Origin of the sequence: Vibrio zhugei, assembly GCF_003716875.1 — a bacterium.
Taxonomy (GTDB): Bacteria; Pseudomonadota; Gammaproteobacteria; order Enterobacterales; family Vibrionaceae; genus Vibrio; species Vibrio zhugei.
Genome location: NZ_CP033078.1, coordinates 1,880,743 through 1,899,667, shown reverse-complemented (window position 1 = coordinate 1,899,667; position 18,925 = coordinate 1,880,743). Strand labels below are relative to the sequence as shown.

Here is an 18,925-nt window from a genome sequence, read left to right as displayed (position 1 = left end):
GGCAATTTGCTGCCTATCGTGAACGGCACACTGAAGAGAAGAAAGTTATGAAAAACAGGGTGATGTATGGGCTAGGCGCATTATTCATGATGATGTCATGGCATGCCCTTGCATTTGAGCAGCACTACGTTGCCAAGCCAGAGCAGTCAACATGGACCATGGCAGAAAATACGCCACTAGAGTGTCGTCTGGTACATCCGATCCCGCATTACGGCACTGCGGTATTTTCTTCTCATGCCAGTAAAAAAATCAATTTAGACTTTGAGCTGAAAATGTTGCGCCCTATGGGTAAGACGGAACCCGTCAGTTTAGTATCGATGCCGCCCGCGTGGCGTCCAGGTGACGCTGCTATGCGCATGAGTCAATTGAAGTTCTACCAGCAATTTGATGGGTATGTTGGCGGACAAACCGCGTGGTCGATGCTCAGTGAGCTCGAACATGGTAATTACCCAACGTTTAATTTCCAAGATTGGCATAACTCTGGGCAACATATTTCTGTGGCGCTTTCTTCGGTTTTGTTCCAAGACAAATACACCGCATTTAGCCATTGCTTGGCAAATTTATTGCCTTATAGTTTTGAAGACATTTCGTTTACGATTTTACACTATGATGCAGGTGACAGTGTTGAGCTTAATAAAGCATCGCAAAAGCGCTTGCAGCAAATTGCCAACTATATTCGTTACAATCAAGATATTGATTTGGTGTTAGTGGCAACATATACCGGTGCTGCCATGACAAAAGATGTCAGTCAGGATTTATCTGATAGACGAGCGATCAAACTACGTAAATACTTTGAATCGTTAGGCTTAGCGCAAGACAGAATTCAAGTGCAAGGCTATGGTAAACGTCGACCAGTAGCGGACAATTCGTCGCCGATTGGCAAAGCCAAGAACCGCCGTGTGGTGATTTCCTTGGGACGTACGGACAAGCTTTACTAATCGCGTCGTGGTGGTGTTAAGTATCGAGCAAAAAAAAAGTGGCCAGCAGGCCACTTTTTTGTAAGTCGATTGAGCCACTTAGCCTTCTAAGCCTTTGCTGGCTTGTGAGTTTTGGATAAGCTCGATTTTGTAGCCATCAGGATCTTGTACAAAAGCAATATGCGTGGTGCCGCCTTTTACTGGTCCCGGCTCACGGCTGACAGTTCCGCCCGCAGCTTTGATGTTATCGCAGGTGGTATAGATATCATCAACACCAATAGCCACATGGCCATAGCCGTCACCAAGGTCATAGCTGTCTTGACCCCAGTTATACGTTAATTCGAGCACAGCACCTTCTGATTCGTCGCAGTAACCCACAAAGGCGAGGGTGTATTTGTAGTCAGGGTTATCACTCTTACGTAGCAGCTTCATGCCCATGATATTGGTATAGAACTCGATAGAGGTATCAAGGTTACCAACACGTAGCATTGTGTGTAAAATACGATTGTTCGACATTATGTGCTCCTAATCTTCCGGATAAATTTTGTCTTTGTATTCACAAAGATCTTCGATAATACAACTGCCACAGCGTGGCTTTCTTGCCACACAGGTGTAGCGTCCATGTAGGATTAACCAATGATGGACGTCCACTTTAAACTCTTTTGGAACCACTTTTAATAACTTAGCTTCCACGTCATCCACCGTTTTCCCCATCGCAAACTTGGTTCGGTTTGAGACCCGGTAAATATGCGTGTCGACCGCAATGGTTGGCCAACCAAATGCGGTATTCAATACCACATTGGCGGTTTTACGTCCTACGCCCGGCAGCGCTTCCAATGCCTCGCGATCTTCTGGCACTTGACCGCCGTGCAAATCGACCAAACATTGACATGTTTTAATCACGTTTTCCGCTTTTGAGTTAAATAGCCCAATGGTTTTGATGTAGTCTTTTACACCATCAACCCCAAGAGCCAAGATTGATTCCGGTGTGTTTGCAACCGGATATAACTTGGCGGTGGCTTTGTTAACACTCACATCCGTTGCTTGTGCTGACAATAACACAGCGATCAGTAACTCGAAAGGCGATTGCCAATTCAGTTCTGTCTCTGGATGTGGGTTGTTTTCTCGAAGTCGCTCGAGAATTTCACGGCGTTTTATATTATTCATGATGGCAGCTTTCAGTCCGAGCCGCGTCAGGACGATGACATCATGACGCGAAGGTTTATTATTATGTGGTGTTGATAGAACACTATCCTACGTTGGTCACACGCGCCCGTTCAATTTCCGGTTTATCTTGTTGTGGTTGACGTTCCGCAATGCGTTTATCAATGACATTTTTGAGGGCGATGAGTAAACCAACACCGAAAAAAGCACCCGGGGGGAGTAAGGCCAGTAAGAAACTGTTATCAAAATGAAAAACCTCAATACGCAGTGACGTCGCCCAATCACCAAGTAATAAATCGGCCCCATCAAATAATGTGCCGTTGCCGATGATCTCTCTTAAGGCCCCAAGTACGACGAGCACACTTGTCATCCCCAGCCCCATCCAAAAACCGTCTAAAGCGGACGGCAGCACATCATTTTTCGAGGCGAAGGCTTCCGCTCGGCCAATGATAATGCAGTTGGTGACGATCAGTGGAATAAAAATGCCTAGAGATAAATAGAGCCCATATGCGTAGGCATTCATCAGTAATTGCACGCAAGTCACCAGCGAGGCAATGATCATAACAAACACCGGAATTCGTACTTCTTTCGGCACATGGTCACGGACGAGAGAAACAATGACATTGGAGCCAACGAGAACCAGTAGCGTGGCAATGCCTAACCCGAGCGCGTTGGTGATGGTCGATGAGACCGCCAGTAAGGGACAAAGACCTAATAACTGCACGAGAGCTGGGTTGTTATCCCACATGCCATCTTTGAGTAGTTTTCTATTCGTATCCATCTTATTTGACCTCACATTGGTGAGCTTGAGCAAACAGTTTTTCACGGTTTTGTTTGACGAACTCAACCGTATTGCGTACCGCTTTTACGACGGCTCTAGGCGTAATTGTCGCTCCGGTAAACTGATCGAATTGTCCACCATCTTTACGGACTTTCCAAGTGTCATAGTTTTGCTCGGTGACCGTTTTACCCGTAAAACTTAAAATCCAATCGGTCACACGCAAGTCGATCTTATCACCGAGGCCGGGGGTTTCATTTTGAGCAAGCACACGAGTGCCAGTAATGACACCTTGAGTATTGACCCCAACAATGATTTTGATGGCGCCGTTGTAGCCATCTGGCGCGATGGCTTCAATGGCAATCGCGGACAATTCACCATTTTTTGTACCAAAATAAGCGGGCATGGCTTTCGTGGTACCGAGCTGTGGATCACGGATCATCGCACAGGTATTCGACAGCGTATTATCATGCAATGATTTTGGCACGACTTGATTTAAAATTGAGAGCAGTTGAGCCTGCTCTTGCTCTTGAATTTTATCCTGCGTGAAATAGTCAGTTAGAGCGACAACCCCCGTTGAGGCACAAGCGAAAATGGCTAGGATGGCGCCATTTTTACGAATAGCATTGAGCATACGTTTCCTTAATGACCATAGGTTCGAGGTTTGGTGTAGTAATCAATCATCGGCACGCACATATTGGCGAGCAGGACTGCAAAGGCGACGCCATCTGGGTATCCGCCCCAGTTGCGGATAATCACCACGAGTGAGCCAATGAAAGCCCCATAAATGAGTCGACCTTTATCTGTGGTAGACGCTGAGACCGGATCGGTGGCAATAAAAAAGGCGCCCAACATCGTCGCACCAGATAACAAGTGGATTAATGGGCCTGCCGTGGTTCCGGGGGCTAAGAGAGTAATGATCGAGCTCGTGAGCAAAAGACCCGCCAGAAAGGCGAGGGGGATGTGCCAGTTAATAATGCGCAGGCGCAATAATACTAAACCACCCGCCAGATAAGCGAGGTTGACCCATTGCCAGCCAATTCCTGCAATGAAACCAAACTGTGGTTTTTGCATAATATCGCTTAGCGCCTGCCCGGTGCGAGCTGACGTCTTAATGGTATCGAGTGGCGTTGCCATGGTAATACCATCGAGCCCAGTACGAATTTGTTGTAGTGAATAACCATCAATACTGAAGCCCGTAAAGATCGTCGAGATAGCATCACCGAACGACACACTTTGTGGGGCAAATTGTAATGGCGGCATCCAACTGGTCATTTGTACTGGGAACGAAATCAATAGTACGACGTATCCCACCATGGCTGGGTTAAACGGGTTTTGACCTAATCCACCGTACAATTGTTTACCGATCACAATGGCAAAAATAAGCCCGATCACCATAAGCCACCAAGGGGATAAGGGTGGAATCGAAACGGCGAGTAACCAAGCGGTGACGAGCGCACTATTATCACGCAATGCCAATTTAATGGGGCGTTTACGACATTTCATAACGATCGCTTCAAAGCTCAACGCCACCACAATCGCAAATAGTAATTGTACCAAAGTGCCCCAACCGAAGAAGTAGAGCTGGGTCAACAAGCCTGGAATCGCACACACGGCGACCCATTTCATGATGTCAGCCGTACTTCGCTTAACATGGGTATGCGGGGAACTTGCAATAAAGAAGGCCACTAGTCATTCTCCTCGGAATTAGTCGCTGAATGTTGCTTATTGGCCGCTTTACGTGCTTTGGCACGAGCAATGGCAGCGGCGACGGCGGCTTTTTTCGGGTCGCTGTCTTGCGCAGCCGAGTCGGTCTCAGCGTGTGATGGCGGCGCGGTGTCAGGCGCGGGTGATGCATCGGTGTCTGACGATGTCGCTTGCTGCTGCTTGCGAGCTTTAGCGCGAGCAATGGCTGCGGCAACGGCGGCTTTTTTCGGGTCGCTGTCTTTAGCAGCCGAGTCGGTCTCAACGTGTGATGGCGGTGCGGTATCAGACGCGGGTGATGCATCGGTGTCTGACGATGTCGCTTGCTGCTGCTTGCGAGCTTTAGCACGGGCTATGGCAGCGGCGACGGCGGCTTTTTTCGGGTCGCTGTCTTTAGCAGCCGAGTCGGTCTCAGCGTGTGATGGCGGCGCGGTATCAGACGCGGGTGATGCATCGGTGTCTGACGATATCGCTTGCTGCTGCTTACGAGCTTTGGCGCGGGCAATGGCAGCGGCGACGGCGGCTTTTTTCGGGTCGCTGTCTTGCGCAGCCGAGTCGGTCTCAGCGTGTGATGGCGGCGCGGTGTCAGGCGCGGGTGATGCATCGGTGTCTGACGATGTCGCTTGCTGCTTACGAGCCTTGGCGCGAGAAATCGCTGCGGCGACCGCATCACTTTTGCTTTCACTTGGCGCGGTGTTATTGGTGGAGGAAGCCTGAGACGCCGATTCATTATCGCTGTTGGTCTGTTGTTGCTTCGCCGCCTTACGCTCACGTGCCTGACGTTTACGCTCTTCACGCAATTTCATCATTTCACTATTATCAGGCGCTTCTGCTTCTTGGCCCATGGCTTCGGCTTGTTTGGCTTTGGCGCGAGCAATGGCAGCCGCCACTGCGGGTTTAGGACCAGCCTCTTGTTGGGATGTTTGCTTTTGTGCTTTAACGCGTTCAATCGCGGCAGCCACAGCATCATTGCCGTTATTGGCTTCGGTCATTTTTTGACGGCGTTGTTCCGCTGCTTTTTTAAAGCGTTCCTCACGTTCCGCTTTATCGCGCTCCATCCGTGCTTTCTTCGCCTCAAAGCGCTGTTTGGCACGATCCGCCGCTTCCGCTTCAAGACGGCGTTCTCTGATTTCTGCTTTCGCTTGGCGATAATATTGCACGAGCGGAATATCGCTCGGACAAACATAGGCACAAGCCCCACATTCAATGCAGTCTTTTAGATTGAGCTCTTCACACTTTTCATATTCTTCAGCTTTGGCGTGCCAAAAGAGTTGCTGTGGTAATAACGAAGCAGGGCAAGCATCGGCACACGCGCTGCAACGAATACATGGCATTTCCGGTTTTGGTGGTGCCAGTTCACGACGCGTCGGTGCTAAAATACAGTTGGATATTTTGGTGATCGGCACTTGGCTATGAGGAAGAGCAAAGCCCATCAGTGGGCCTCCCATGATCAAGCGAGGGATTTTTTTGTCTTCTTTGTAGCCAAATTGATCCAATAAAAATTGAATAGGGGTACCGAGCCGAGCCCACACGTTCTGCGGGTGCTTAATGGCTTTTCCGGTTAGCGTCACTACGCGTTGAATCAAAGGTTCACCGTCAATAATGGCATGCTTTATGGCATGCACCGTACCGACGTTAAATACCATTTGCCCAAGCTCTGATGAGCGTCGCCCACTGGGGACTTCTTGATTGGTTAATAATTTGATTAACTGTTTAGCGCCACCGGAAGGATACTTAGTCGGCACCACGCGAATGAGTATATTCTCGTGGTCAGCCGCGGCCGCTTCCAACGCTTTGATGGCTTGTGGCTTGTTATCTTCAATACCAATGACAGTCAGCTTAGGAGACAGAATATGTTCAACAATATCGATCCCTTTGATGATATCGTCCGCGTATTCGCGCATTAGGGCATCGTTGGCCGTAATGTAGGGTTCACATTCTGCTGCGTTAATGATGACCATGTCGATTTTAGCTTGGCCAGATTCAATCTTACGAGCGGTCGGGAAACCGGCTCCGCCCATACCTGAAATCCCTGCACGGCGAATGTGCTCAATTAGCTCCGATGGCGTGGCTAAGCGAAAGTCTTGGTAAGGGGAACGTTCAATCCAGCGATCATGACCATCGGATTCGAGAATCAGACAAGTCTCTTCTAACCCTGAAGGATGGGCGACTGTACGTTGTTCAATAGCGGTGACAATACCCGAAGTCGGTGCATGCACTGGCACGGTAAAACCGGTATTACACTGGGTCAGTGGCTGACCTTTCAAGACCTGGTCACCGACGTTGACAATGACATCGCCCGCTCGTCCGATATGTTGTTTTAACGGAATGATTAATTCGCGGGGAATTCCCGCATCAACAAGCGGTTTTTTGGTGGATTGTTTTTTGTTCTCTGGTGGGTGAATGCCCCCAGGGAAATCCCACAATTTTCCGCTTTTGATTTGTTCGATTAATGACATGTTATCCATTAGTTGACACCTTGCTTGGCGGCCGCATCTGTGACATCGACGATAGGGATCGCCTCCAGTTGCCACTTCCAATTATCCGGTGTGGTTTCAACTGGGATCATTTCAATACAGTCCGTTGGGCAAGGGGCGACACATAAATCACACCCCGTACATTCATCTTTGATGACGGTATGTAAGGCTTTGGTGCCCCCGACAATGGCATCGACAGGACACGCTTGAATGCATTTGGTACAGCCAATACACATGTCTTCATGAATGAAAGCCACGGTTTTGACATTGTCGTCCAGATCGTGCGCCGGTTCTGGTACGTCAACCCCCATTAAGTCGGCCAACTTTTCTATGGTGGCTTGGCCGCCAGGAGGGCATTTATTAATGGTATCGCCATTGGCGATGGCTTCTGCGTACGGGCGGCAACCAGGGTAACCACATTGACCGCACTGGGTTTGTGGAAGAATTGAATCAATTTGATCAACAATCGGGTCTGCATCGACTTTAAAGCGTACGGATGCAAACCCAAGAATTGCACCGAATACTGCCGCAAGAACGGCCAGTGCAATAACAGCAATCAAGATGGTACTCATTACAGTTTCACCAATCCGGTAAAGCCCATAAAGGCAAGAGACATTAATCCTGCGGTGATCATCGCAATCGATGCACCTTTAAAGGGAGCAGGGACGTCGGCAACGTGGATCCGTTCACGCATTGAAGCAAAGAGAATTAACACCAATGAAAAGCCTAATGCGGCACCAAATCCGTAAATGATCGATTCGATAAAATCATGATTTTCATTAATGTTAAGCAATGCCACACCGAGTACTGCACAGTTGGTTGTGATTAACGGCAAAAAGATCCCCAGCAGTCGATACAAAGTCGGACTGGTTTTATGGACCACCATTTCCGTAAATTGCACCACTACCGCAATTACTAAGATGAAACTCATTGTGCGTAGGTAATCAATACCAAGCGGCCGTAAAATATAGGTTTCAACCAGATAAGAGCATACCGACGCAAGCGTGAGTACGAACGTGGTGGCTAACCCCATACCAATAGCGGTTTCTAGCTTTTTCGAAACCCCCATGAATGGGCATAAACCTAAAAATTTTACCAGTACAAAGTTGTTCACCAGCACAGTGCCGATCAACAGCAACACATATTCGGTCATAGTCAGTCTAGGGTGATGTTCTGATCCTGGTATTATCCGGTTTTGTAGCGAAGATAACAACCGAGGAAAGCTAGGGTTTTATACGGCTGGATACAATCTGTCTGCGCGTCGCATGATGGAACACGAATCCGTGTTCTATGCCGTATCTGGATATTGAATTCGACAGTCATTCAATAGCGGTAATTGTAACACAAGACACAAGACACAAGCAAAAGAAGGGAGGGCTTGATGGGAAAAGCGGCGATTAATGTCAAGAGTGGCGATTGTCAGTATGCGCATCAAGTTTGCGACCTTGATGCGCAGGATAGGATGGCGTTAATGATTAGAACAACATGACTCGGCAAACACAGGATCTTGTTGCTGATTGTCACGTGGTACCATCAATTTATAGTTATCGCTGTAGTCCACGGGAATCGCCACCACTGATGGCCCTTCGACGTCCATGGCGGCTTTTAATACCGACTGTAACTCGTGGCGATTGGTCACAGCAAACCCTTTTGCTCCAAATGATTCGGCATACATTTTGAAATCAATTGGGCCAAATTTGACGCCAGAGTAACGCTGGTATTTCTTCATTTCCTGCATTTCTACCATGTTATAGGCGTTGTCTACCCATATGATATGCACAATGTTGCATTTTAATCTTACGGCGGTCTCCAATTCCATGCTCGATTGCATGAATCCGCCATCCCCTGAAACCGAAATAATTTTATGACCCGGTTTAAGTAGGCTGGCGCCAATCGCCCAAGGAAGCGCTACTCCCATGGTTTGCTGTCCGTTGGATACCAGCATTTGGCGAGCTCGGAAGCAGCTTAGGTAACGCGCAATCCAAATATGGAAACTGCCCATGTCTAAACACATGGTGGTATCTGTTGACACTATCTCTTGCATGGCTTTGATAAGGGTCAGCGGATGAAAGCCTTGGGCGGTGTGTTTGATAGGGTAGTGCTTAATCACTTCTCGTTGGGTAGCGACTTCATCCAATATCGACGCAGCCATTGGCGAGAGTGATGTGGCTTCAGATATGGCGTTACTGACCTGTTCGAGCGATTGAGCGATATCGCCGACAATTTCGACACAAGGCTGGTAATTTAATTGGTACTCAGCGGGTTCAATATCGACATGGATGATGGCAGAACGATGACGATTCCACAATTCTGGGTCATATTCAATCGGGCTAAATCCCACTGTGATAATTAAATCGGCATCACGCAGCAGCACATCGCCGGGCTGATTATTAAAGAGTCCGACTCGTCCGGCAAAGTGATCATAGTAAGTAATATCGACGGCGCCAGCGGCTTGATAGGTGCCCACCACGGGCAACTGTGTTTTTTGTAAAAAACGTGCGATAGCGGCTTTGTTGGTGCTGCGGCTGGCATGTAATCCCAGTAAGACGACAGCGCGCTGCGAGTGTTTGATACGACTGATGGCTTCTTCTGTTGCTGCGCTATCCGCGATCCCCGGTTGACTGTAGTGAGACGGAACAATGATGTCCGTTTGGGTTTGGTCGGTTAAGACGTCTTGAGGAAGGCTGACAAAGCAGGCCCCCGGACGACCGGACTCGGCGATACGAAAGGCGTTCGCCATGACTTCAGTGGCGGCATCGGCGTGTTGTACTTCGGCACTGAATTTAGTGATGGAACGAAAGATACTAACGGTATCAATACTTTGGTGAGTCTGTTTTTGTTGGTCAGTACGTTTCACCGCGCCACCAATCGCCAGCATTGGATCGCCTTCTGAGTTAGCCGTCGCCACACCTGAGACTAGGTTTCCGCAGCCCGGTCCTGAGGTCACCAGCGCGACACCGGCTTTACCGGTTAAGCGACCGACGACGCCGGCCATAAAGGCGGCGTTTGCCTCGTGACGTACGGGAATCATATCAATATTGGTATCTTCGATCGCATCAAACAAGGGATCTATTTTGGCGCCAGGAATACCAAAAATAGTTTGGATACCCAATGATTCCAGTTGCTGTGCGATTAACTGGGCGCCGGTATGTTTTGAAGGTTGAGATGACATTTTTTATTCCTTATTAGGTTGACCTAATTGTATTATTTTTCGGCTTTTTCGATCGCGGCGCGAATATTTTCCGGTGCCAAATCGGCGTTAAGGAAGTCTGCGGAGGATGGCGTGTCAATGACCAGTCGCGAGACTTTGCCTATCTGAAGAAAACCGGATGACACGCGATAATCTTGAATGTGTCCGCCGCCTTGTCGGTCATCGGTAATGAAGTGTTCGTGGTAGCCGGGAACATTGATACCCGTGGTGTATTGTGGACTACGAAAGCCTGCCACCACCCCATGTCTTTGATTAAATTTGAAGGTCGGTTGCGCCTCGACCACATCGATCATTGGACGATAAGGGCGAGTTTGTTTTGGAACGGTGCGTGTACGTACAAAGTCAAACACGCCATCGATACGTACGGCGCAGAAGACGTTGTCACTGGGCACCATATTGTCGATGAGCGCATGTACCTCTGAGCGCGACATGGTCGAGGTTAATGGAAGTTCGATGTCCGCTTTGAAGAAAGTCATAACGGCAAAAGGGGTTTTCTGTTCCTTATCCGCAGGATTGGCTGAACCATCGGATTTCAGTTGATAAACGTCTTTATCAAAGGCAATAAGCTCGCCATCAAGCTGGTCAAATGTCCCCAAGCCAAAATCACCGTGTTCGAGCAACTGCGCTATGCTTGTGGTACCTTCGTAGATGCCAGCAATCAGGGCACTCATCAATGAGGTTTGATAAATCTCTCCCTCGCCGGTGGTGTGATGATAAAGCGCATATTCTTTTGCGACATCAAACGAGCAGGCACATTGAGAGTTAGAAAGTTCACGCATGAGTTTATCCATGTATGCAATAGTGTGTATATTTAGATTGACTTTATTGCTCCGATAAATCCAATATAAAAAAGATTTATTTCGATATAGAAAAAATATGGAATTTCGTCACCTAAAGTACTTTGTCACCGTTGCCCAGTTACGCCACTTTACTAAAGCGGCTGACCAGATCGGGATCGCACAGCCACCCTTGAGTCAGCAGATCAAAAAGCTGGAACATGAGCTAGGGGTGGATTTATTTAAACGGTTATCTCGTGGGGTTGAATTGACCCGCGCAGGAGAAATATTTTTAACAGATGCGCAGAATATTTTGGCGGATGCGCAGCGCGCGGAAGCCAGAGTGAGGCAAGTAGCTCGTGGTGAAAATACGCAGGTGAACATTGGTTTTGCCACATCCACTTCAACCTGTATCCCAGTGCTTGAAAAAATGGCAATGATTCAAAGTGACGGTATTCATTTTAATACCGCAGAAATGCCGATGCCCGAGCTGGTGAGTCAGCTTAAAAACAAGCAACAAGATCTCGCGATTATGCGAGTGCCGTGTTACGCCAGTGAGCCGTTTGAACGCAAAAATCTGCTGGATGATCCATTTGTTGCGGTGATCCCAGCCAATCATGTGTTGGCAGAGTGTCACAGCCTTCAACTGCATCAGCTCAAAGAACAAACCTTGTTACTTTTTCCGCGAGAAACGGGGCCTGCACTGTATGATGCGTTGAGCGCGTTATTGAGTGATGCTGGCATACGCATACAGCCACAATTTGCGTCGCCGCAACTGCGCACGACGATTGCTATGGCTCAGGCCGGATTTGGTATCGCCATCGTACCGTATTCTTTGGCGGAGCATTTGGACAATTCAGCGGTCATTGTCAGCATCGAGGATATGACGCTCACGAGTCAAATCGTGGTGGCTTGGCAAGCATCCAATCTAAATCCTCAGGCACTGAAGGTCGTGGCCAAATTAAACGCGATCTCTAAAGCGGAGCGCTTCTGATTACCTTCTATCACGTTCGGCTCTGGCGAGATGGACGCCGAGTGATAGAGAGTTAGGCATGGCATGTTGAAATCATGATACTTTTGTTGTTTTTAAGGTGAGATTGTAAGAATGGTTAGGGAGGATTTTTCTTTTTGTGCTTGAGACGTAGCGGTTCGGTAAACGCGATGCTTCGGTTTCGATCGAGAATATTATCTGCATCAGTTTGTTGCAAACTTAACAGATATTTTTCGGCATTTATTGGGTACACTAGTAACGTTGTTAGATTACGTAAGATTGGGTATGGAAGTAGAAGAGATCTATCGTCGAGATTTAAATCTATTAGTTGCATTGCGCATACTGGTTGAGGAGCGCAGTGTTAGCCGAGCCGCGAACCGTTTAAACCTAAGCCAGTCAGCGATGAGTCGGATTTTAGGGCGATTACGTTGTTTACTCTCTGACCCGCTTTTTACCCGCCAAGGACAGTACTTGATCCCGACGGAAAAGGCGTTGTCGGTGAATCGAGCGTTAGGCGAGCCACTTGAGTCTTTTCGACAACTGTTATCGCCCATCGACTTTGACCCTAAGTATTGCGATCAAACCTTTACCATTGCGACGACTGATTATGCCATGCAAACGCTGTTACCCTTTGCTTTACCGCGCATTTGTCAGGAAGCCCCGAATGTCGCGTTTGACTTTTTGCCGCTACAGAACGAGCATTTTAAAGATCAATTCACTTATGGCCGCGCCGATTTAGCCATTTGCCGTCCCATTCACTCGATTGAACCATTACAGCATGAAATATTGGGACGTGTCGGTGTGTTGTGTTTACTCTCTAAGCAACACCCTTTAGCGAACCAAACGATGGGGCTTGATGATTATTTGAAGTACCCCCATGCCATGATTGCGATTAGTGATGGGGTTAAATCATTGCTTGAACAGGCATTGGAAAACAAGCCTCAACGGCGTATGGTGTTAAGGGCCTATCACTTAGAAGCGGCACTCGCGATCGTGGATATGATGCCATTAATTATCACGGTGCCAGCGGATTTAGCTTACTTAGTCTCTGAGCGTTATGACCTGATAGTCAAACCCCTTCCATTTGATTTTACGCCTTTTGATTATTCGATGATTTGGCATCCTCGCTGTGAACATTCACCGGCCCAGAAATGGTTAAGAAGCATTGTAAAAGAAGAATGTGGCAGGCTCATTGCCAAGCGTGTAGAAGAGATGGGGCTGGACAAATTAAGGCCCTAATAGGGTAGGGCCTTATCGGAGAGTCGCTTAAAGTTTGATAACAACACGGCCAGTATTTTGACCTGTGGTGATTTTCTCGGCATAGAGCGGCGCTTCATTCAACGTGATTTCTGTGCAGGCTTGCTCGAAATATTGAGAAGGCAACAATTGCGCCAGTTTTTCCCACGCAGCCATGCGTTTTTCACGTGGGCAGTTCACAGAATCCACACCTTGTAGACGCACATTGCGCAAAATGAATGGCATCACTGTGGTAGGGAGATCAAAACCGCCCGCGAGACCACACGCTGCAACCGCACTGTTGTAATCCATTTGCGCCAATACTTTCGCTAACATTTTGCTGCCAACCGTATCAATGGCACCTGCCCAAACTTGTTTTTCTAGCGGGCGAGCTGGCTCTTCAAATTCTTTACGATCAATAAGTTGGCTCGCACCGAGTGATTCTAATAATGGGCCGTTCTCTTCAATTCGACCCGTCACTGCCGCCACTTTGTAGCCCAGTGTCGAGAGCAGGGCAACGGCGACAGAGCCGACACCACCGCTGGCGCCAGTCACCAATATGGTGCCGTTTTCAGGTTTGATGTCAGCGTCAATCAACGCCTGAACACACAGCATGGCGGTGAAGCCAGCGGTGCCAACCATCATCGCTTGTTTTGCACTGAAACCCTGTGGAAGAGGAACAAGCCAGTCGGCTTTCAAGCTTGCTTTTTGAGCCATGCCACCCCAATGGTTTTCACCCACACCCCAACCAGTCAGTACCACGGAGTCTCCTTCTTGATAACGAGAATCGTCAGAATGGAGTACTTTGCCTGCTAAGTCGATGCCCGGCACCATCGGGAAATGACGGATAATTTTACCTTTGCCTGTAATAGCGAGACCATCTTTGTAGTTCAATGATGAGTAATCGACCGCGACCAACACTTCTCCTTCTGGAAGTTGTGACTCATCAATCGGCTCTATCGTCGCCATGGTTTTTTTATCTTCTTGATTCAGAATTAACGCATCAAACATACTGTTCTCCATACATAGGAAGTGACAAATTGACGGAAGTCTAGCGCTGATACCAGTATGAATTAAATGAAAGTTTAGCATAGATAACTATGCAAAATAATCATAGCGATTGGTGTGATAGAGACAGGCTAGATTCGGGGTTAACGAGGTGTCGCTTCTGAACCATTGACCTTATGTCGGGCTGTTCACAGCAAGATTTAACGCGTTTATTTCCCTCCGCTCATGAGCCTCAATGTTATTTTTCAGCCTAAGCGTAAGCCGACCACTTCACTTTCCAAAGGCTGCGCATTCTTTATGCACAAGAGTCATGATGTATATGTAAATAAGTCATTTTACTCATAGATTTATTTCCATGATATTACTGTGGTTATTGAATCTCTAAGTTTTCATATCAAACTGGCTAACCATCAAGCATTCACTATGTACTCAAGCTTGAGTGATTGGCGCGTTTAACATGAGAATTAATCTATTAGAGGAACAATCTATGACTCAGTTAACCGATGGTATCGTATTCCAGTCTGGTGGGAAGCTTCATAATCGTATCGTGATGGCGCCCATGACGATTCAATCTGCGTTTTTTGATGGGGGTGTGACCGATGAAATGATCACCTACTACGCGGCTCGTGCCGGCGATGCAGGAGCGGTGATCGTCGAAAGCGCGTTCGTTGAAAAATATGGTCGAGCCTTTCCCGGGGCTTTAGGGATCGATACGGATAGCAAAATAACCGGTTTACGCAAACTCGCTGAAGCCATTCAGGCCAAAGGGTCAAAGGCAATTTTACAGATCTATCACGCAGGTCGAATGGCCAATCCCGAAATTAACGGTGGCCATCAGCCGATCTCGGCAAGTCCAGTGGCTGCGTTGCGTGACAACGCAGAAACCCCATTGCAAATGACCCAAGAGCAAATCGAAGACATGATTGTACGCTTTGGTGATGCAGTGAACCGTGCGATTCTTGCTGGCTTCGATGGCGTCGAAATTCACGGCGCAAACACCTACTTACTCCAGCAGTTTTTCTCTCCCCATTCAAACCGTCGAAGCGATCAATGGGGCGGTGATATCAATAAACGGACTACCTTCCCGTTAGCGATATTGGCAAAAACAAAAGAGGTCGTGCAATCGCACAATAAATCCGACTTCATTATCGGGTATCGTTTTTCTCCTGAAGAGATTGAACAACCGGGTATCCGCTTTGATGACACCATGTATTTGCTAGAGAAGCTCGCGGCATATGGTTTGGATTACTTGCATTTCTCCATGGGGAGTTGGTCTCGTAATTCGATTGTGACCCCAGAAGATCTTGAGCCGATCATCACCAAGTACCGTCAGCTTCAGTCTGAAACGTTAGCCAAAGTACCGGTGATTGGCGTTGGCGGCATCGCTCAGCGTAGTGATGCGGACAAAGCACTGGAAAATGGGTATGACATCGTGGCGGTAGGCAAAGGTTTCTTGGTCGAGAAAACTTGGGCTGAGAAAGCGCTTAACGGTGAAACGTGTGCCGAGTTTGCTGATATTGAGCAACAAGCCGCGTTAGAAATTCCTACGCCATTGTGGGAGATCATGGACTATATGATCGTCGACAGTGCCGCTGAGGCCATTAAGCACCAGCGCATTAAAGAGCTACAGAACATCCCGATCAAATTTAACGCGGGTGATTATACCGCCTATGGCCGTGGTCATAACGATGATTTACCTGTGACTGTCACGTTCTCTGAAGATAAGATTCTAGATATCATTGTGGATTCATCGAAAGAATCAGACGGCATTGCTAACCCAGCCTTTGAGCGCATTCCGCAACAGATTCTTGATGGTCAAACACTGAATATTGATGTTATCTCGGGGGCGACCGTCAGTAGCCAAGCGGTGCTTGATGGGGTGGCTAATGCTGTGGATCTTGCTGGTGGTAACTCTGAAGCCCTTCGTTGTAAAGCAAGAGAGGCCGTTGAGTGGTCTACTAAGACCATAGAAGAAACGGTTGATATTGTGGTCGTTGGTGGTGGTGGTGCCGGTTTAAGTGCGACATTAACCACTTTAGATGAAGGGAAATCCGTTATCTTGCTTGAGAAATTTCCAGCGATTGGCGGCAATACCGTGCGCACCGGTGGTTGGGTGAATGCGGCTGAACCGAAATGGCAAGGCGAGTTTGCTTCACTGCCAGGCGAAAAAGAAACGTTGATGCATTTGGCGAATACACCTGAATCTGAGTTTGTCGACGGATATTTGGCTGATTTTAGAACCTTGAAATCACAACTTGATCACTACTTTACCGATCTTGAAAAAGGTAAGCCGTACCTATTCGATTCAGAAGAGCTGCATCGTATCCAAACCTATTTGGGGGGTAAACGTACTGACCTTAATGGACAAGCAATCCATGGGCAGTATGATCTGGTACAGACGCTGACTTCACGTTCTATGGAATCCATTGATTGGTTAACGGAGAAGGGCATTGATTTTGACCGCAGTGTGGTTGAAATTCCCGTTGGTGCATTATGGCGTCGAGCGCATAAACCAAAACGCCAAAAAGGCGTAGAGTTTGTTGATAAGCTGTCCAAACGTATCCAAGAGCAAAATGGCCGCATCATCACGGATACACGGGCGACCGATTTGATCGTCGAATCGGGTAAAGTGGTTGGCATCAAAGCGATGCAAGCCGATGGTACGGAACTGATTCTGCACGTGAACAATGGTGTGGTGATGGCGTCTGGCGGATTCGGTGCCAATACGCAGATGATTAAAAAGTACAATACGTATTGGAAAGACATTGCTGATGATATTAAAACAACAAACTCACCCGCACTGGTCGGTGATGGTATTGAGATTGGCGAAAAAGCGGGAGCCGAACTTGTCGGCATGGGCTTTGTTCAGTTGATGCCTATAGGTGACCCTAAATCTGGGGCATTGTTGACGGGCTTGATTGTACCACCTGAAAACTTTGTGTTTGTTAACCAACAGGGTAAACGCTTTGTGGATGAGTGTGGCAGCCGAGATGTGTTATCTGGCGCCTTTTTCGATAATGGTGGTCTCGTGTATATGATTGCGGATGAAAATATTCGTCACACGGCAGCCAATACGTCAGATGAAACCATCGAGCGAGAAATCAAAGAAGGTACCATTATTAAAGCGGATTCTATTGAAGAGTTAGCGGAAAAAATTGGGGTACCAGCAGAGGCGTTATCGAACACCATTACTCAATACAATCATTATGTGGAGCAAGGGCATGATCCTGAGTTTAATAAGAGCGCCTTTGGGCTCAAAGTCGTTAAGGCGCCTTTCTATGCAACGCCACGACAACCGTCGGTTCACCATACCATGGGTGGCCTGAAAATCGATACGCAAGCACGCGTTATTGATAAAGATGGTCAAGTCATTCAAGGCTTATATGCGGCTGGTGAAGTCGCGGGTGGGATCCATGCCGGTAACCGCCTCGGTGGTAATGCATTGATTGATATCTTCACATATGGTCGTATTGCGGGAGCGAATGCGGCCAATCTTGTGTAGTGTTATCTCAATAAAATCGGTCATGATAAAGGGGAGCTTTGCTCTCCTTTATTACTTAACATTCCATTGAGATAGAACGATGAACAGCTATAGCGCAAGATTTGAAATGATGGGGACCTTTATTGATTTGGTGGTCCATCATCAAAAGGGTGAGCAGCTTATCAAGCAAGCGTATCTTCAATTGCAGGATTATGCCGATCGGTTTACGGCCAATCGCGCTGATTCTGAGTTGATGCGAGTGAATCAAAATGCTGGGATCGCGCCAGTGAGGGTTGCCCAAGATTTGTTTGAGCTTATCAAACTGGGTAAACACCATAGCGAAGATAGCAATACACCGTTCAATATTGCGATTGGCCCTTTGGTTAAAACATGGCGGATTGGTTTCAAATCCGCGACGATACCTTCACAAGCGGTGATCAATGAAAAGTTGGCGCTGGTCGATCCCACACAGATTGTCTTGAATGAGCAAGACCATTCCGTATTTCTGCGCCAAGCAGGAATGGAAATAGATTTAGGTGCCATTGCCAAGGGGTATTTTGCCGATCAAATCAAGCGCATGCTTATAGACGCGGGGGTTGAGCACGGCTTTATCAGTTTGGGGGGGAACGTCCTCACTCTAGGACATTCACCAAATAACATGAACCGGGCTTGGAATGTAGGCATTCAGAACCCTTTGTCCAAACGAGGCGATGTGATTCGAGTAGTGCCGTTGCAGGATATGTCGATGGTCACCTCCGGTATCAACGAGCGTTTCTTTGAATTGAATGGTCGGCGTTATCATCACTTGTTGGATGGGGAAACCGGTATGCCGCTGGCAACCGATATCGCGAGTCTTACGATTGTGTCCAAACGTTCGGTGGATGGTGAGATTTGGAGTACCGCAGGGTTTCTACACTCGGCGGCACAATCGATCAGCTACTTAAATTCAATTGCAGGTATTGAGGCGGTGGTTATTTCGGTAGATGGCGACGTGATGACGACGAACGGATTTCGAGGTCCTCAACAAGCGACCGATTTAGCGAGCAACGTTTAGTCGCGAGCGGTCGCGTCAGCGTTTATATAAAGATACGGGATAGTATTGAGCGAGAAAATCCATCAGTGTGACATCATCTGTGTTATCAGATAAGTCCTTAAGCGTGTAAGTTCATCCGTTGAGCTCGC

At 47.8% G+C, this 18,925-nt stretch carries 15 protein-coding genes and 1 pseudogene; 5 read left to right on the top strand and 11 right to left on the bottom strand.

Annotated features, from left to right (window positions below; translation table 11 throughout):
• Positions 1-116: 116 nt before the first annotated feature.
• Positions 117-938 (top strand): annotated as a pseudogene (motY, locus tag EAE30_RS14085) (flagellar protein MotY); the annotation flags it as partial.
• A 78-nt stretch (positions 939-1,016) separates the two neighbouring features.
• Here motY and gloA read toward each other — a convergent pair.
• The 10 genes from gloA to budA all read right to left on the bottom strand — a co-directional run bounded on the left by gloA (position 1,017) and on the right by budA (position 11,030).
• On the bottom strand, positions 1,017-1,433 hold the full coding sequence (gloA, locus tag EAE30_RS14080; protein ID WP_123016486.1) for a lactoylglutathione lyase: 417 nt from the start codon (positions 1,431-1,433) through the stop codon (positions 1,017-1,019).
• A gap of 9 nt (positions 1,434-1,442) precedes the next feature.
• Positions 1,443-2,084: an endonuclease III gene (gene nth / locus EAE30_RS14075; protein ID WP_123016485.1), complete on the bottom strand. Its 642-nt coding sequence runs from the start codon at positions 2,082-2,084 to the stop codon at positions 1,443-1,445.
• Between the two features lie 82 nt (positions 2,085-2,166).
• Positions 2,167-2,862, bottom strand: coding sequence for an electron transport complex subunit E (locus tag EAE30_RS14070; RefSeq protein ID WP_123016484.1), 696 nt, complete (start codon positions 2,860-2,862; stop codon positions 2,167-2,169).
• A gap of 1 nt (position 2,863) precedes the next feature.
• The gene (rsxG, locus tag EAE30_RS14065) at positions 2,864-3,493 is read right to left on the bottom strand and encodes an electron transport complex subunit RsxG (RefSeq protein WP_123016483.1); all 630 of its coding nucleotides are present in this window, start codon (positions 3,491-3,493) and stop codon (positions 2,864-2,866) included.
• Positions 3,494-3,501: 8 nt separating this feature from the next.
• A complete protein-coding gene (gene rsxD / locus EAE30_RS14060; RefSeq protein WP_123016482.1) occupies positions 3,502-4,548 on the bottom strand; it encodes an electron transport complex subunit RsxD in 1,047 nt (348 codons plus the stop codon).
• On the bottom strand, positions 4,548-7,031 hold the full coding sequence (gene rsxC / locus EAE30_RS14055; protein ID WP_123016481.1) for an electron transport complex subunit RsxC: 2,484 nt from the start codon (positions 7,029-7,031) through the stop codon (positions 4,548-4,550). Before rsxC ends, rsxD begins: the two co-directional genes overlap by 1 nt.
• On the bottom strand, positions 7,031-7,612 hold the full coding sequence (gene rsxB, locus EAE30_RS14050; RefSeq protein ID WP_123016480.1) for an electron transport complex subunit RsxB: 582 nt from the start codon (positions 7,610-7,612) through the stop codon (positions 7,031-7,033). The genes rsxC and rsxB overlap by 1 nt, the downstream gene beginning before the upstream one ends.
• A complete protein-coding gene (gene rsxA / locus EAE30_RS14045; RefSeq protein WP_123016479.1) occupies positions 7,612-8,193 on the bottom strand; it encodes an electron transport complex subunit RsxA in 582 nt (193 codons plus the stop codon). Before rsxA ends, rsxB begins: the two co-directional genes overlap by 1 nt.
• A gap of 315 nt (positions 8,194-8,508) precedes the next feature.
• Entirely contained in the window at positions 8,509-10,212 is a 1,704-nt protein-coding gene (alsS, locus tag EAE30_RS14040) for an acetolactate synthase AlsS (protein ID WP_123016478.1), read from the bottom strand.
• 32 nt (positions 10,213-10,244) lie between these two features.
• Complete coding sequence (budA, locus tag EAE30_RS14035; RefSeq protein ID WP_123016477.1) at positions 10,245-11,030, bottom strand: acetolactate decarboxylase; 786 nt, start codon at positions 11,028-11,030, stop codon at positions 10,245-10,247.
• Positions 11,031-11,127: 97 nt separating this feature from the next.
• Here budA and EAE30_RS14030 point away from each other — a divergent pair, with 97 nt between their 5' ends.
• Positions 11,128-12,021 carry a LysR family transcriptional regulator gene (locus tag EAE30_RS14030; RefSeq protein WP_123016476.1) on the top strand — a complete coding sequence of 298 codons (894 nt, stop codon included), beginning with the start codon at positions 11,128-11,130 and terminating at the stop codon, positions 12,019-12,021.
• Between the two features lie 282 nt (positions 12,022-12,303).
• The gene (locus EAE30_RS14025; RefSeq protein ID WP_123016475.1) at positions 12,304-13,257 is read left to right on the top strand and encodes a LysR family transcriptional regulator; all 954 of its coding nucleotides are present in this window, start codon (positions 12,304-12,306) and stop codon (positions 13,255-13,257) included.
• Between the two features lie 27 nt (positions 13,258-13,284).
• On the opposite strand, the gene acuI is transcribed toward EAE30_RS14025, so the two are convergent.
• A complete protein-coding gene (gene acuI / locus EAE30_RS14020; protein WP_123016474.1) occupies positions 13,285-14,265 on the bottom strand; it encodes an acrylyl-CoA reductase (NADPH) in 981 nt (326 codons plus the stop codon).
• A gap of 484 nt (positions 14,266-14,749) precedes the next feature.
• Between acuI and EAE30_RS14015 the strand changes: the two genes are divergently transcribed.
• Positions 14,750-17,764 carry a flavocytochrome c gene (locus tag EAE30_RS14015; protein ID WP_123016473.1) on the top strand — a complete coding sequence of 1,005 codons (3,015 nt, stop codon included), beginning with the start codon at positions 14,750-14,752 and terminating at the stop codon, positions 17,762-17,764.
• A 79-nt stretch (positions 17,765-17,843) separates the two neighbouring features.
• Positions 17,844-18,797, top strand: coding sequence for an FAD:protein FMN transferase (locus tag EAE30_RS14010; protein WP_123016472.1), 954 nt, complete (start codon positions 17,844-17,846; stop codon positions 18,795-18,797).
• Positions 18,798-18,925 lie beyond the last annotated feature (128 nt).

What these genes read in the sequence shown, in the direction of transcription:
- budA (WP_123016477.1), bottom strand. Translation starts at nt 11,030, where the DNA reads ATGCGTGAACTTTCTAACTCTCAATGTGCCTGCTCGTTTGATGTCGCA.
- EAE30_RS14025 (WP_123016475.1), top strand. Translation starts at nt 12,304, where the DNA reads ATGGAAGTAGAAGAGATCTATCGTCGAGATTTAAATCTATTAGTTGCA.
- rsxC (WP_123016481.1), bottom strand. Translation starts at nt 7,031, where the DNA reads ATGGATAACATGTCATTAATCGAACAAATCAAAAGCGGAAAATTGTGG.
- EAE30_RS14010 (WP_123016472.1), top strand. Translation starts at nt 17,844, where the DNA reads ATGAACAGCTATAGCGCAAGATTTGAAATGATGGGGACCTTTATTGAT.
- EAE30_RS14030 (WP_123016476.1), top strand. Translation starts at nt 11,128, where the DNA reads ATGGAATTTCGTCACCTAAAGTACTTTGTCACCGTTGCCCAGTTACGC.
- rsxB (WP_123016480.1), bottom strand. Translation starts at nt 7,612, where the DNA reads ATGAGTACCATCTTGATTGCTGTTATTGCACTGGCCGTTCTTGCGGCA.
- rsxG (WP_123016483.1), bottom strand. Translation starts at nt 3,493, where the DNA reads ATGCTCAATGCTATTCGTAAAAATGGCGCCATCCTAGCCATTTTCGCT.
- nth (WP_123016485.1), bottom strand. Translation starts at nt 2,084, where the DNA reads ATGAATAATATAAAACGCCGTGAAATTCTCGAGCGACTTCGAGAAAAC.
- EAE30_RS14015 (WP_123016473.1), top strand. Translation starts at nt 14,750, where the DNA reads ATGACTCAGTTAACCGATGGTATCGTATTCCAGTCTGGTGGGAAGCTT.
- EAE30_RS14070 (WP_123016484.1), bottom strand. Translation starts at nt 2,862, where the DNA reads ATGGATACGAATAGAAAACTACTCAAAGATGGCATGTGGGATAACAAC.
- gloA (WP_123016486.1), bottom strand. Translation starts at nt 1,433, where the DNA reads ATGTCGAACAATCGTATTTTACACACAATGCTACGTGTTGGTAACCTT.
- alsS (WP_123016478.1), bottom strand. Translation starts at nt 10,212, where the DNA reads ATGTCATCTCAACCTTCAAAACATACCGGCGCCCAGTTAATCGCACAG.
- acuI (WP_123016474.1), bottom strand. Translation starts at nt 14,265, where the DNA reads ATGTTTGATGCGTTAATTCTGAATCAAGAAGATAAAAAAACCATGGCG.
- rsxA (WP_123016479.1), bottom strand. Translation starts at nt 8,193, where the DNA reads ATGACCGAATATGTGTTGCTGTTGATCGGCACTGTGCTGGTGAACAAC.